This window comes from Streptomyces sp. NPDC054794 (assembly GCF_053611585.1).
In genome coordinates, this window is sequence record NZ_JBSHAQ010000005.1 from 250,639 (window position 1) to 264,550 (window position 13,912).

General features: G+C 68.3%; 7 protein-coding genes. 1 reads left to right on the forward strand and 6 read right to left on the reverse strand.

Going from position 1 to position 13,912, the window contains the following annotated elements:
• Window positions 1-15: 15 nt before the first annotated feature.
• The 6 genes from pulA to ACWGKT_RS07590 all read right to left on the reverse strand — a co-directional run bounded on the left by pulA (window position 16) and on the right by ACWGKT_RS07590 (window position 12,360).
• Entirely contained in the window at window positions 16-5,415 is a 5,400-nt protein-coding gene (pulA, locus tag ACWGKT_RS07565; RefSeq protein ID WP_453272864.1) for a pullulanase-type alpha-1,6-glucosidase, read from the reverse strand.
• A 192-nt stretch (window positions 5,416-5,607) separates the two neighbouring features.
• Window positions 5,608-6,981 carry an alpha-amylase gene (locus ACWGKT_RS07570; RefSeq protein WP_453272865.1) on the reverse strand — a complete coding sequence of 458 codons (1,374 nt, stop codon included), beginning with the start codon at window positions 6,979-6,981 and terminating at the stop codon, window positions 5,608-5,610.
• A gap of 139 nt (window positions 6,982-7,120) precedes the next feature.
• A complete protein-coding gene (locus ACWGKT_RS07575; RefSeq protein ID WP_453272866.1) occupies window positions 7,121-8,827 on the reverse strand; it encodes a glycoside hydrolase family 13 protein in 1,707 nt (568 codons plus the stop codon).
• Window positions 8,828-9,009: 182 nt separating this feature from the next.
• Window positions 9,010-9,927, reverse strand: a complete 918-nt coding sequence (locus tag ACWGKT_RS07580; protein WP_453272867.1) for a sugar ABC transporter permease — start codon at window positions 9,925-9,927, stop codon at window positions 9,010-9,012.
• Between the two features lie 13 nt (window positions 9,928-9,940).
• Window positions 9,941-10,942, reverse strand: coding sequence for a carbohydrate ABC transporter permease (locus ACWGKT_RS07585; protein WP_453272868.1), 1,002 nt, complete (start codon window positions 10,940-10,942; stop codon window positions 9,941-9,943).
• A 143-nt stretch (window positions 10,943-11,085) separates the two neighbouring features.
• Window positions 11,086-12,360: an extracellular solute-binding protein gene (locus tag ACWGKT_RS07590; RefSeq protein ID WP_356141757.1), complete on the reverse strand. Its 1,275-nt coding sequence runs from the start codon at window positions 12,358-12,360 to the stop codon at window positions 11,086-11,088.
• Between the two features lie 451 nt (window positions 12,361-12,811).
• On the opposite strand from ACWGKT_RS07590, the gene ACWGKT_RS07595 reads away from it, so the two are divergent.
• Window positions 12,812-13,846, forward strand: coding sequence for a LacI family DNA-binding transcriptional regulator (locus ACWGKT_RS07595; protein WP_356141756.1), 1,035 nt, complete (start codon window positions 12,812-12,814; stop codon window positions 13,844-13,846).
• Window positions 13,847-13,912 lie beyond the last annotated feature (66 nt).

Consider the following 13,912-nt stretch of genomic DNA (forward strand, 5'->3'; position numbering starts at 1 on the left):
CAAGTTAGTGCTCCGTCAGGACGCCCGGGTGAACACCGCGACACTGCGGCCCGGAACGGCGAACGTTCCCGATTCCGCCTCGTACGAGGAGGACTTCACGGTAGAGTCCGCGCCCGCCGCCTGCACCGGGTGCAGCCGGTAGTGCGCCCCGGCGAGGCCGGTGATCCGCTGCTCCTGCCGCTGCGGCGTCGCGTTGAACACCACCACGAGGTCACCGAGTTGCATGGTGATCACGCCCGGCGTCTCGTCCTTGCCCGACAGCGGGAAGGAGAGCCGCGACTGCACCTGCGCGGCCGTGCCGAGGGAGAACGCCTTCTCCGTCGTACGGATCCTGAGCAGGTCCTGGTACGCGGCCGAGGTACCGGTGATCTGCGGGCAGCCGACGCTCACCGAGCTGAGCAGGGGCTTGGCGTACTCCCACTTGGACTCGTTGTCGGCCGCCATGGGCAGCCCGCGGCCGAAGCCGTTGCCGTCCGCGCAGTTCCAGTGGATGGCGTTGAACCAGTCGCCGCTGTCGAAGGAGTTGCGGTCCAGCGACTTGGAGCGCAGCAGGTCGCTGCCCGCCTGGGACAGGGACGGACCCTGCGAGAGGGCTGCCGTGGCCATCGCCAGGACCTGCATCCGGGCCCGGTCGGACGCCGAGGTGTCCTTGGGCAGCTTGTAGGTGAGGGCGTCGAACAGCGACTCGTTGTCGTGCGCGTCGACATAGGCGAGGGCGTCGCCGGGCGCGTCCGCGTAGCCCGCGGGAGCGCCGTTGTAGTCGACCTCGGAGCCCTTGACCTGCTTGCCTGCGGTGTCGGTGAAGGTGAAGGCCTTCAGGTTGCCGGACAGGCCCACCTTGATCAGGTCCTGGTAGTGCAGCAGGCGGGCCTTCTGCTCCTCCTTCGTGCCGTTGGCCGTGGACGCGTTGGGGTCGGTGTAGAGCCCCGACGCGAAGCCCTGGATGCCGGGGTCCGAGTCGAAGGGGCCGCCGCCGCGCACCGCGTCACGGGCCCGGTCGGAGAAGGTGGCGATGCCGGTGCCGGCCATGTTCTGCTGCGTGGCCTGCACGAACCGGGCGTCGTTCGCGACCTCGCCGAAGTTCCAGCCCTCGCCGTAGAGGATGATCTTCTTGCCGTCGACGCCGTCCTTCGCCACGGTCAGCGCGTCGAGCGCCTTGCGCACGGCGAGGATGTTGGCCTTCGGGTGGTGGCCCATCAGGTCGAAGCGGAAGCCGTCGACCTTGTACTGCTTGGCCCAGGTGACGATCGAGTCGACCACCAGCTTGCCCATCATGGCGTTCTCGGTCGCGGTGTTGGAGCAGCAGGTGCTGTTCGCGACCGAGCCGTCCGCGAGGAGCCGCTGGTAGTAGCCCGGCACGATCTTGTCCAGGACGCTGGTGTCCGCCTGGCCGCTGGCCGCCGTGTGGTTGTAGACGACGTCCATGACGACCCTCAGTCCGTCGTCGTTGAGCGACTTGACCATCTTGCGGAACTGGACCGTGCGGGCGGTGCCGTTCGGGTCGGTGGCGTACGAGCCCTCGGGGACCGTGTAGTGGTAGGGGTCGTAGCCCCAGTTGTAGGCGTCCTTCGCGGCGGCCTTCGCGACGCACTCCTGCTGCTTGTCGGAGTCGGCCGCGAAGGAGGCCAGGTCGCAGCCGGGACTCGCCTGGTCGGCCTTCTTCTCGGGGATGGTGGCGATGTCGAAGGCGGGCAGCAGGTGCACGTAGGACGTGCCCGACTTCGCCAGCTCACGCAGGTGCTTGGAACCGTCGCTGCCCTTGTCGGTGAAGGCCAGGTAGGTGCCCTGGTCCTTCGCCGGGACCGTCTTGTCGGCGACGGAGAAGTCCCGGATGTGCAGTTCCTGGATCTGCGCGTCCTTCAGCGGTACGGCCCTGGGCTTGCGCAGGGTCGACCAGCCGCCCGGGGCGAGGGCCTTGTCGTTCAGGTCGACGACGAGGCTGCGCTCGGAGTTCGCGGTGAGGGCGACCGAGTAGGGGTCGGTGACCTTGTTGGTGACGACCTTGCGGACGCTCGGGGCCCAGACCTTCACGAGGTACCGGTAGGGCTTGTTCTTCCAGGACGCCGGGCCCGTGACGGACCAGACGCCGGTGGTCGCGTCGCGGTGCATGGCCACCTTGGAGCCGTCCAGCTCCAGGGCGACGCTCTGCGCGGTCGGCGCCCAGACGGACAGGGTCGGCTTGCCGTCACGGAAGACGGGGCCCAGTTTCGCCTTGGTCGCGTCGTACACGTCGTCGAGCACACCCGCGATCTGCACACCGGTCGCGGCCAGCACCGCGCCGTTCGCCGCGCGCTGGGAGGCCACGATCTGGCCGCCGAGCGCCTGGCGCACCCGGTCGCGGTCACGTGGGTCGACGGACCAGGCCGTGTAGTCCTTCAGGTGCGGGAACTTGGCCTTCTGGGCGTCGGTGAGGGTGGTCCTGGACAGCCGCAGCCACCGCTCGTCGTCGCTGGTCAGCGTCCCGTCCTTGACGGCGATCGAGCCGTCGTGGGAGGAGAGCAGCTGGGTGGAGACGGCACCGTCGGCGCCGTTGAAGGCGACCGTGTTCCGGTCGATCCAGACCGCCTTGGAGGTGGTCAGGTCGAGGGCGGCCGCGCTGCCCGCGGGCTGCGGCAGCAGGTACTTCTCCTGGCCGTTCAACAGCCACACCTCGTAGCCATTGGCCTTGAGGTCCAGGGACTGGTCGGCGGGCAGATCCTTGTCGTCGCCCTTGTGGATGATGTAGCTGAGGCTGGTGGCACCGTCGCTGAGCGGCACCTCGAAGACCGCGCCATAGGCATCAGTCTTCACCGGCTTGAGGGGGTTCGACCAGTCGGTGGGGTTCGCGGCGCCCGTCCAGACGTGCAGGCCCCAGCCGTCGTAGTTCCCGTCGGCGCGGTGGTAGTGGACGACCGCCTTGGTCTCGTCCTGCGCCGGGTGGTCGGGCTTCTGGGTCAGGACGTCCGGCTTGCCCTGCTCGACCCAGACCTCGCCCGTCTTGGTGACGTCGATCGTGCGGTCGGTGGAGACGTCCTTGTTGCCGTCCTTGTCGATGACCAGGAAGCCGACGTTCGAGGCGCCGGACTTCAGCTTCACGTAGGCGAAGGCGCCGTACGCGTCGCGGCCGACGAAGGGGTGGCTGGCCGGCCAGTTCGTGGCCTCGCCGTCGGCGAGGTCGCCCCAGGCGTACAGGCCCCAGTCGGCGTAGTCGCCGTCGGTGCGCTTGTAGTGGACGATCGCGTAGTCGCGGGAGGAGGCCGTGGGGACCTCCGGCGCGGGCGGGGTGCCGGTGGTGCTCGTGGCGGTGGCGCTCGCGGTCCGGCCCGCGGAGTCGATCACGACCGCCTTGTAACGCAGGGCCGTGCCGGACGGCACGTTCTTGCCGATGGCCTGCGTGACCTTGTACGGGGCGTGGTCGGCGGAGCCGAGCACACGCCAGTTGCCGTTGCCCACCTGGGCGGCGAACACGACCCGGTTGAGCTGACCGCCGTCGACGCCCGCGGAGAGCTCGACGGTTCCGGTGGCACCGGTGTCCGGGGCCTTGAGGGTGATCGTCGGCTTGGTGGCGGGCTCGGCGAGGGTGCCGGCCGCCTTGAGGACGACGGCGGAGCCGGCCGGGACGGTGACGGTGAGCTTCTTGTCGGCGTCGGTCTTGGCGGTGGCGTCCGTGCCGTAGATCCCGCGGTACGTCATGTCCGCGGAGCCGGTCGCGAAGGTCGCGGTCCTGTCCTCGCCGGCGTTGTTGAAGGCGACGACGTACTCGGCGCCGGTCTTCGCGTCCGTGCGGGTGAAGGCGTAGATGCCCGAGCCGTCGGCCGTGTACCGCTGGATCTGGACGCCGTCGGTGAGCGCCGGGTTGTTCCTGCGGAGCTTCGCGAGAGCGGCGATCTCCTTGTAGAGCGGTGCGCTCTTGTCGTAGGCGTCGCTCGCGTGGGTGCGGTCGGTGCCGATCTCGTCGTCGTCGAGGTAGTCGGCGACCTTGGAGGCGAACATCGTCTGGCGGGCGTCCTTGTCGCCGCCGGAGCCGGTGAAGCCCTGCTCGTCGCCGTAGTAGACGACCGGGTTGCCGCGGCTGAGGAACATCAGCTCGTTGGCGAGCCGGTCCTTCCCCAGCAGTTCGGCGTCGGTGGCCTTCGGGTTGTCCTGGTTCAGGAAGTACCCGATGCGGCCCATGTCGTGGTTGCCGAGGAAGGTGACCTGCTCGTAGGCGTTGGCCTTGTCGGTCGTGTACTTGTAGTCGTCGCCGAAGACCCCGGCCAGCTTCTGCGCGCTGCCGCCCTGTGAGGCGTACTGGCGGGCCGCCTCCTGGAAGGGGAAGTCGAGGGTGGCGTCGAGCCGGCCCTGGGTGACGTACGGGGAGGTGATCGAGGCGTCGGCCGAGTAGACCTCACCGAACATGAAGAAGTTCTTGCGGCCGTGCGCGGCGGCGTACTTGTCCAGCGCCGTCGCCCACTGCGTCCAGAACTCCATGTTCACGTGCTTCACGGTGTCGATCCGGAAGCCGTCGACGCCGAAGTCCTTCACCCAGCGCTGGTAGATCTTCTCCATGCCGCTGACGACCTCGGGACGCTCGGTCCACAGGTCGTCGAGCCCGGAGAAGTCGCCGTACGTCGTGGACTCGCCCGCGTACGTCGAATCGCCCCGGTTGTGGTACATCGTCGGGTCGTTGAGCCAGGACGGGACCTTGCTGTCGCTCGCGACCTTCGGCGTGCGCGGGAAGGAGCCGGCGTCCACGGCCGGGAACTTCCGGCGGCCGTCGGCATAGTCGGCGTCGTCGAAGGGCCGCCCGTCCTTGGTCAGGTAGGGGAAGGCGCCCTTGGAGAGGTAGTCGTAGGACTTCTCCTTGTAGTCGACGACATCGGCGGTGTGGTTGGTGATGACGTCGAAGAAGACCTTCATGCCCTTGGCGTGCGCCTTGGAGATGAGGGTTTCGAGGTCCTTGTTGGTGCCGAAGTGCGGGTCGACCCGAGTGAAGTCGGTGATCCAGTAACCGTGGTACCCGGCGGAGGCGTTGGTGCCCGTCCCCTGCACCGGCCGGTTCTTGAAGATCGGCGCCATCCAGATGGAGGTGGTGCCGAGACCCTTGATGTAGTCGAGCCGCTTGGTCAGGCCCTTGAGGTCGCCACCCTGGTAGAAGCCCTTGTCGGTCGGGTCGTAACCGGTGCTCAGACGAGAACCGGTCAGACCGCCCTTGTCGTTGGACTTGTCCCCGTTGGCGAAACGGTCCGGCATGACGAAATAGAACTGCTCGCGGGTGTCGTCGTGCCGGGCGGGCTGTGCGGCCAGCTTCGCGTCCGAGGGGGGCGCGGGCGGCGCGGCCGCGTGGGCGGCGACGGGCTGCACGAGGGCGGCGGCGAGAGCGGCCACAGTGACGGCCGCGACCCGTCTGACGTGGGCGGTGCGGCGCGTCGGGGGCGCCGGCCATCTCGGTATCACAGGCGGGAACTCCTTGCGATTGCGGCTCTGTTGGGTCCGACCCCACGCCACGGCTCGGCTTCGATGCCGGGCGCCCGCGCGACCGTATCGCTGACGAAAGGTTTACAGCAAGAGGCTTGAAAGCATCGGTAAGAACTTTCAACCACCGTGAGCCGCACCGCCATGGCACAGCGGTGCGGGCCTCCGACCGGTTCAGCAGCTCGACTTGCCCGCATAGATCGCGAGTGCCGTGTTACTGCCCAGGGTGGCCGTGAACTGCCCGCTGGAGTTCACCGTCACCGTCGTGTTGTTCTGGACGTTGCAGTACGTCCCGGCAGGCAGCGACGTCTGGTACGTCCGGGTCAGGGCGCTCGCCTCGTGGTTGATCGCCACATAGCCCTTGTTCCCGCGGCCGAAGGCGATGGCCTGGTAGCCGTTGTCCCACCAGTTCGTCAGCACCTGGCCCCGGGTCGCGTTGCGGAAGGCGACCATGCGGATGATCTCCGGCCAGGCGTGCTGGCACTTCCAGCCGTCCTGCCAGCAGGCGTTGACCGTGCCGCCACCTGGCGGGCCGGCGTCCACGTCGGACCACTCGTAGCCGGAGTTGATGTCCGGGGCGCCGTAGGGGTAGGCCAGCATGAAGACGTTGGCCAGGGTGTAGTTCGCGCCGTCCTTGTAGTTGAGGGTGGAGCCGTTGCGCTCGGTGTCGTGGTTGTCGACGAAGACGCCGGCCACCGAGCTGCTCATGTAGCCCCAGCCCTCGCCGTAGTTCTTCAGGTAGGCGAGCCGCTCGGTGTTGAAGACCCGCTTGAGGTCGTAGGCGTAGCGGAACTCCTGGACGTCCCCGTTGCCCGTGTACTCGGTGGGCTGGACGGCCTCGTTGGCACCGTAGATGACCTCCTGCTTCCAGTAGACGGAGGGGCTCGTCAGGCGCGACTTGATGTTGGCGAGGTCGTCGGCGGGGATGTGCTTGGCCGCGTCGATGCGGAAGCCGTCCACGCCGAGGGTGAGCAGGTCGTTCATGTAGCCCGCGATGGTCTTGCGGACGTACTCCTCGCCGGTGTCCAGGTCGGCGAGGCCGACCAGTTCGCAGTGCTGGACGTTCCAGCGGTCGGCGTAGTTGGTGACCTGGGCCGTGCAGTCGTCGAAGTCGTAGGAGGAGTACAGACCGGGGTAGTCGTACTTCGTGTACGACGAGCCGCCGGTGCCCGTGCCGCTCGCCGCCGCCATGTGGTTGACGACGGTGTCGACGACGACCTTGACGCCCGCCGCGTGGCAGGTGTTCACCATGCTCTGGAAGGCCGCGCGGTCACCGAGCCGGCCGGCGATCTTGTAGCTCACCGGCTGGTACGACGTCCACCACTGCGAGCCCTGTATGTGCTCGGCGGGTGGGGAGACCTGCACGTATCCGTAGCCGGCAGGGCCGAGGGTGTTGGTGCACTCGCGGGCGACCGAGGCGTACTTCCACTCGAAGAGGACCGCGGTGACGTCCTTGGTGCCCGGCGGGGAGGCCTGCGCGACCGTCGGGGTCATGACAAGGGCGGTGGCCGTGAGAGCCAGCACCCCGGAGAGGGTTCTGCGTGTCATGTGGGGGTTCCTTCACCGTTGAAGGCTCTTGCTGAAACCTTGCTGAAACCTTTCGGTTGGCGAGATGTTAAAGGCCCGCCGCCCAAAAGGGCAGCGGGCCGTTGAAAGTTGATGCAAGAAGTTACCTACTGACGGTCCGTCAGGCCGCCGTCCACCACACCGTGGTGTCCGCGGGCACCTTCGCCTCGCCGTCCGCCTCCGTCACCTCGTCGCTGCTGAGCAGCACACGTCCGTACGCGGGCATCGTCACCGACTCCCCCGTGGTGTTGGCGACGCACACGAACTCCCCGCGCCGGAAGGCGACGACGCCCTCGGGGGCGCGCAGCCACTCGATCGAGTCACCGGCGCCGAGGTCGGGCTGCGAGCGGCGGACGGCCAGCGCCGAGCGGTACAGCTCCAGCGTGGAACCGGCCACGCCCCGCTGCGCCTCGACGCTCAGCTCGCCCCAGCTCGCGGGCTGCGGAAGCCAGCTGCCGCCGCTGCCGAAGCCGTACGAGGAGCCCTCCCGCGTCCACGGGATCGGCACCCGGCAGCCGTCGCGGAAGCCGTCCTGGCCTTCGCCCCGGAAGAACGCCGGGTCCTGGCGCACCTCGTCGGGCAGGTCGACGACGTCCGGCAGGCCGAGTTCCTCACCCTGGTAGACGTACGCCGAGCCGGGCAGCGCCAGCATGAGGAGGCTGGCGGCGCGGGCGCGGCGCAGGCCCAGCTCGCGGTCGCCCGCGGTGCGGATCTGGGTGCCGAGGCCGGGCGGGTTGGCGAAGCGGGTGGCGTGGCGGGTGACGTCGTGGTTGGACAGCACCCAGGTGGCGGGGGCGCCGACCGGGCGCATGGCCTCCAGGGTGCGGTCGATGACCTGGCGCAGCTCCGGCGCGTCCCACTCCGTACCGAGGTACTGGAAGTTGAAGGCCTGGTGGAGCTCGTCCGGGCGGACGTAGTTGGCGGTGCGCTCGACGGTCGGCGTCCAGGCCTCCGCCACGAAAATACGCTCTGGGGGTCCCCCCTGCTCGGAGAGCTCGGGGGAGTACTCGTCGAGGATCGTGCGCCACTGGCGGTAGATGTCGTGCACTCCGTCCTGGTCGAAGAACGGCATGACATCGTTACCGAGCAGCTTCAACTGGTCGTGGGAACCGAGGTCCGGCAGGCCCTTGGCCTTCACCATGCCGTGGGCCACGTCGATGCGGAAGCCGTCGACGCCCATGTCCAGCCAGAACCGGAGGATGGAGCGGAACTCGTCGCCGACGGCCGGGTGCTCCCAGTTGAAGTCGGGCTGCTCCGGGGCGAAGAGGTGGAGGTACCACTCGCCGGGGGTGCCGTCCGGCTCGGTGACCCGGGTCCACGCCGGGCCACCGAAGATCGACTCCCAGTCGTTGGGCGGGAGTTCGCCGTTCTCGCCCTTGCCGGGGCGGAAGTAGTAGCGGTCCCGCAGCGGGGAGCCGGGGCCCTCGGCGAGCGCGCGCTTGAACCATTCGTGCTGGTCGGAGGAGTGGTTCGGGACCAGGTCGACGATGATGCGCAGGCCCAGCCCGTGCGCGTCGCGGATCAGCGCGTCGGCGTCGAGCAGGTTGCCGAACATGGGGTCCACGGCGCGGTAGTCGGCGACGTCGTAGCCGGCGTCGGCCTGCGGCGAGGCGTAGAAGGGGCTGAGCCACACGGCGTCCACGCCGAGGTCGCGCAGATACGGAAGTCTGGAACGTACGCCCTCCAGGTCGCCCATGCCGTCGCCGTTGCTGTCGGCGAAGCTGCGCGGATAGACCTGGTAGATCACCGCGTCCCGCCACCAGTCGCGGCGCTTGGCGACGGTGGCGACGGCGGAGTTCGGTGCCGGGTCGGCGGAGTGCTGGCTCATGGCGTCCTTGATGCGAGGGGGGTCCCCCGCCCGGGTGAGGCCGAGGGCGGAGGGCTGTCGGGTCGTGGAAGCGTGGGTGGGGCGACAAGCTGGTGAGGCGGCCGCGGTGCCAGCGGGGTCGGAGGTGCACCGCGGCCGCCACCCGCGCGGACAGGCGCGCGGGAGCCTTTTCCCCGAAGGGGTCAGCCCTTCGTGCCGCCGGCGGTGAGGCCGGCGACCAGGTTCTTCTGTACGAGGTAGAAGAACGCGGACACGGGTATCGCGACCAGTACCGCGGTGGCCGCCATCAGGTTGCGCTGGGCGTCGTGCTCGCTGACGAAGCTCTGCAGACCGACGGCGAAGGTGTACTTGCTGTCGTCCAGCATGAACGTCGAGGCGAAGGCGACCTCGCCGAAGGCGGTGATGAAGTTGTAGAAGGCCGCGACCGCGAGGCCGGGCTTGGCGAGCGGCAGGATCAGCCGGGTGAAGGTGCCGAAGGGGGTCAGGCCGTCGACGCGTCCCGCCTCGTCGATCTCGAACGGGATGGTGTCGAAGTAGCCCTTGAGCAGCCAGGCGCTGTAGGGCACCGCGGTCGAGCAGTAGACGACGATCAGGCCCAGGTAGGTGTCGATGAGCTGCAGGTCCGAGAGGATCTGGTACATCGGCACGATGAGCACGGCGATCGGGAACATCTGGGTGACCAGCAGCACCCACATCAGCTTCTTGTAGCCGGGGAAGCGCATGCGGGAGACGGCGTAGCCGGTGGTCGCGGCCACCAGCACGCCGACGACCGTGGTGCCCAGCGAGACGATCAGCGAACTCTTCAGCCAGTCGAAGAAGTTCGTGTGCTGCAGGACGAACGAGTAGTTGTCGAAGGTCATCTTCGACCAGATGCCTCCGGGATGGAGGTAGTCGTCCTTGTCCGGGCCGAGCGAGAGGAAGAGCAGCCAGGCGATCGGGAAGAGCGCGATCAGGCTCGCGACGGTCAGGATGCCGTGGGAGGCGAGGGAGCCGAGGCGGCCGCGCGCGCCGCGCCGGCGCGCCGGGCCGCGGTTCGGCGTGGCGGGAGCCTCGGGGGTCACCGGATTCTCGTCGGTGATCTCGGGTGTCGTGGTGCTCATGGGGGCTCCTGCCTCAGATCGCGAGCTGCTGCTCATTGCGGTTCAGCCAGCGGCGGTAGAACGAGGTGAAGACGATCAGGATGGCCAGCAGCAGGATGCCGTAGGCGGCGGACTGGGCGAAGTCACGCGGCTGCTGTCCGAAGCCGAGGTAGTAGGCCCAGGTGACCAGGATCTGCGCGTCGGGGGCGGTGCTGCCGAACAGCAGGAAGATGACGGCGAACTGGTTGAAGGTCCAGATGATGCCGAGGAGTACGACGGTGGAGCTGACGGACCTGAGCCCCGGCAGGGTGACGTACCGGAAGCGCTGCCAGGCGTTGGCGCCGTCCATCTCGGCGGCCTCGTAGAGGGAGGCGTCGATGGACTGCAGGCCGCCGAGCAGCGAGACCATCATGAACGGCACACCGCACCAGGTGTTGACCATGATGGCGGCGAAGCGCTGCCAGAAGGTGTCCTCCAGCCAGTCCGGCGCCGGCAGGTGGAGCGTGTGGAGGAAGGAGTTGATGATGCCGCCGTCGGCGAGCATGAAGCGCCAGCCGAACACGGTGACGAAGGTGGGCACGGCCCAGGGCAGGATCAGGACCAGCCGGTAGAAGGTGCGGCCGCGCAGCTTCTGGTTGAGCAGCAGGGCGAGGCCGAGACCGATGCCGTAGTGGAGGGCGACACAGAGCGCCGTCCACACGATCGTCCAGATGAAGTGCGACCAGAAGCGGTCGTACGACGTCGGGCCGAACAGGATGTCCTTGTAGTTGTCGAGGCCGATGAACTTGTACGTCGCATCGATGTGGTTGACGCCGATGGTGCGGGCCGTGTTGAGGCTGTTGGCGTCGGTGAGCGTCAGGTAGAGGCCGTACACCAGGGGGTAGATCACCAGGACGCCGAGCACGACGACCACCGGGGCGATCATCGCGTAGGCGTACCAGTGCTTCTGGAATCCGTGCTTCAGGCGCTGGCCCAGCCCGGGCCGAGGCGCGTCACCGCGGCGCTTGCCGGTCGCGCGGTCGATGGCGACTGTCATGGTTCGACACCTTCTGGATGTTCAAGGGGGACGGGCTGGGCACGGCCGGTGGCCGCCGGATCTCTCCCCCCAGTCAGAAGTGGGGGTCCCCCTGCTCGAGCGAAGTCGAGAGCTCGGGGGAAGATCCGGCGGCCACTCGGGACCTACTTGCTGAAGTCCGGAACCAGCTTCTGGATCGCGAGCTCAGCGTTGCTCAGACCCTTGTCCAGGGACTCCTTGCCACCGGCGATCTTCGGCAGCTCGGTGTCCAGCGGGCCCCACAGGGAGCTGTACTCCGGCAGCGCGGGGCGCGGCTGGGCGGCGGAGAGGACCGTGCCGTAGCCGGCGATGCCCGGGTCGGCCTTGACCTGGTCGGTGTAGGCGTCGTCGCGGGTGGGCAGCGTGGAGTTCTTCATGGCGATGGTCGACTGGGACTTCGCCGAGGTCATGAAGTTGACGAACTTCAGCGCGGCGGCCTGGTGGGCCTTGTCGGAGCCGGCGTAGACCGAGAGGTTGTGGCCGCCGGTCGGGGCGCCCGCCTTGCCGGAGGAGCCGGCCGGGACGGTGGCGATGCCCAGGTTGGACTTGTCCGCGAAGGCCGAGCCCTTGTAGAAGTTCGTGATCTCCCAGGGGCCCTGGATGATCGCGGCGACCTTGCCATTGACGAACGCGTCCTGGATGTGGGCGTACGCGTCGGCGGTCGTGTCGGCCTTGTGCAGGCCCTTGCCGGAGAAGAGGCCCAGCCAGGTGCCGTACGCCTTCTTGGCGGCGTCGGAGTTCACCGTGATCTTCTTGGCGGAGGCGTCGACGGTGTCGGTGCCCTCGCCGTAGAGGAAGGACTGCGCGTAGTAGGCCTGGGTGGAGCCCCAGTAACCGTCGATCTTGGTCTTGGCCTTGACCTTGGCGGCGTCGGACTTCAGCTCGTCCCAGGTCTTGGGGGCCTCGGTGATGCCGGCCTTCTTGAAGATCGCCTTGTTGTAGACGAGCGCGAGGGTGTCGGTGACGATCGGCACACCGTACGTCTTGCCCTCGTACTGGGCCTGGGTGATCAGGTTGGACTTGAACTTGTCCTTGTCCGCGAGGGCCTCGGTGCCGTCCAGCGGCAGCAAGTAGCTCTTCTTGGCGAAGGCCGGGGTCCAGCCGACCTCGGAGCGCAGGATGTCCGGGGCGCCCTTGGAACCGGCGGCGGTGTCGAACTTGTTCTGCGCCTGGTCGAAGGGGACGTTGACGTACTTGACCTTGATGTTCTTGTTGGCGGCCTCGAAGTCCTTGATCAGGGCCTGGTACGTCGGTGCCTCATTCGTGGCATTGGACGTGTCCCACCAAGTAATGGTGACCGGGCCGTCCGCCTTGTCACTACCGCTGTCGCTCCCGCCGCACGCCGTCGCCGTGAGGGCGAGGGACGCCACCAGCGCGGAGGCCGCTATGCCACGCCGCATGAGTTCTCCTTGAAGGTCAAAGCCCGAGTGGTGCAGTGAGCGGTCCCGTCCGCCGCCCCTGCGACTTGCCGACTGCGCCTTTGCGGCCGCCGGGCGTCGAGAACGTAACAGCGATGTAAGCGTTGCGAAAGACCTTGCAGAAAAAAAGTGCAAGAGGACACGACAGTTACCCCGCCGTGACCTGGGCTCCATCCCCCCGCAACCCCGATCCGCTGCCGATCAGCGGGTTGACGGACACTTGTGCAAGACTCTGCAAGCTCTTGCCATACCTTTCCGGTACGGGGATCATCCCCTTGCAGGCCGGACGACGATGACCAGCCGACCGGCCCACGAGCCGACGAGAAGGACGAGGACGCGGATGACGCAGCAACCCGCAGTGAGCCGTGGGAGCGCTCGCGCACGACGTCCGATCGGTGTGCAAGGCGAGATACGGCCGGTACAGTCCAGTGCCGTGACCACACGGCTTGCCGACATCGCAGCGCAGGCGGGGGTGAGCGAAGCGACGGTGAGCCGGGTCCTCAACGGGAAGCCGGGCGTCGCCGCCACCACCCGCCAGTCCGTGCTGGCCGCGCTGGACGTGCTCGGCTACGAGCGTCCGGTACGGCTGCGGCAGCGCAGCGAGGGCCTGGTGGGCCTGATCACGCCGGAGCTGGAGAACCCGATATTCCCCGCCCTCGCCCAGGTCATCGGCCAGGCGCTGACCCGGCAGGGATACACCCCGGTGCTCGCCACGCAGACCCCGGGCGGGTCCACCGAGGACGAGCTGACCGAGATGCTCGTGGACCGCGGGGTCGCGGGCATCATCTACGTCTCCGGACTGCACGCGGACACCACGGCCGACATGGAGCGCTACGAGCGACTGCGGGCCCAGGGGGTGCCGTACGTGCTGGTCGACGGTTTCTCCCCGAAGGTGCAGGCGCCCTTCATCTCCCCCGACGACCGGGCGGCGATGACGCTGGCGGTGACGCACCTGGTGTCGCTGGGGCACACGCGGATCGGCCTGGCGCTGGGCCCCAAGCGGTTCGTGCCGGTGCAGCGCAAGATCGAGGGCTTCCTGCGCGCGATGCAGGACCAGCTGGGGCTGAGCCCCGAGGTGGTCGAGGTGGAGCTGGTCCAGCACTCCCTCTACACCCTGGAGGGCGGGCAGGCGGCCGCCACCTCGCTCATCGACCGGGCCTGCACGGCCGTCGTCTGCGCGAGCGACATGATGGCCCTGGGCGCGATACGCGCGGCCCGGCAGCGCGGTCTGGAAGTACCCCGGGACATCTCGGTGGTGGGCTTCGACGACTCCCCCCTGATCGCGTTCACGGACCCGCCGCTGACGACGATCCGCAAGCCGGTGCCGGCGATGGGACAGGCCGCGGTGCGCACGCTGCTGGAGGAGATCGGCGGGACTCCCGCCCCGCACAGCGAGTTCGTCTTCATGCCGGAACTGGTGGTGCGCGGTTCGACCGCTTCGGCCCCCGGTGACCGGAATCGCCCTTGAATCTCGCTGGAATCGTCCGGAATCGTCCTTCGGACGGAAGACCGACAAACGCGGCCACTTCCCTGG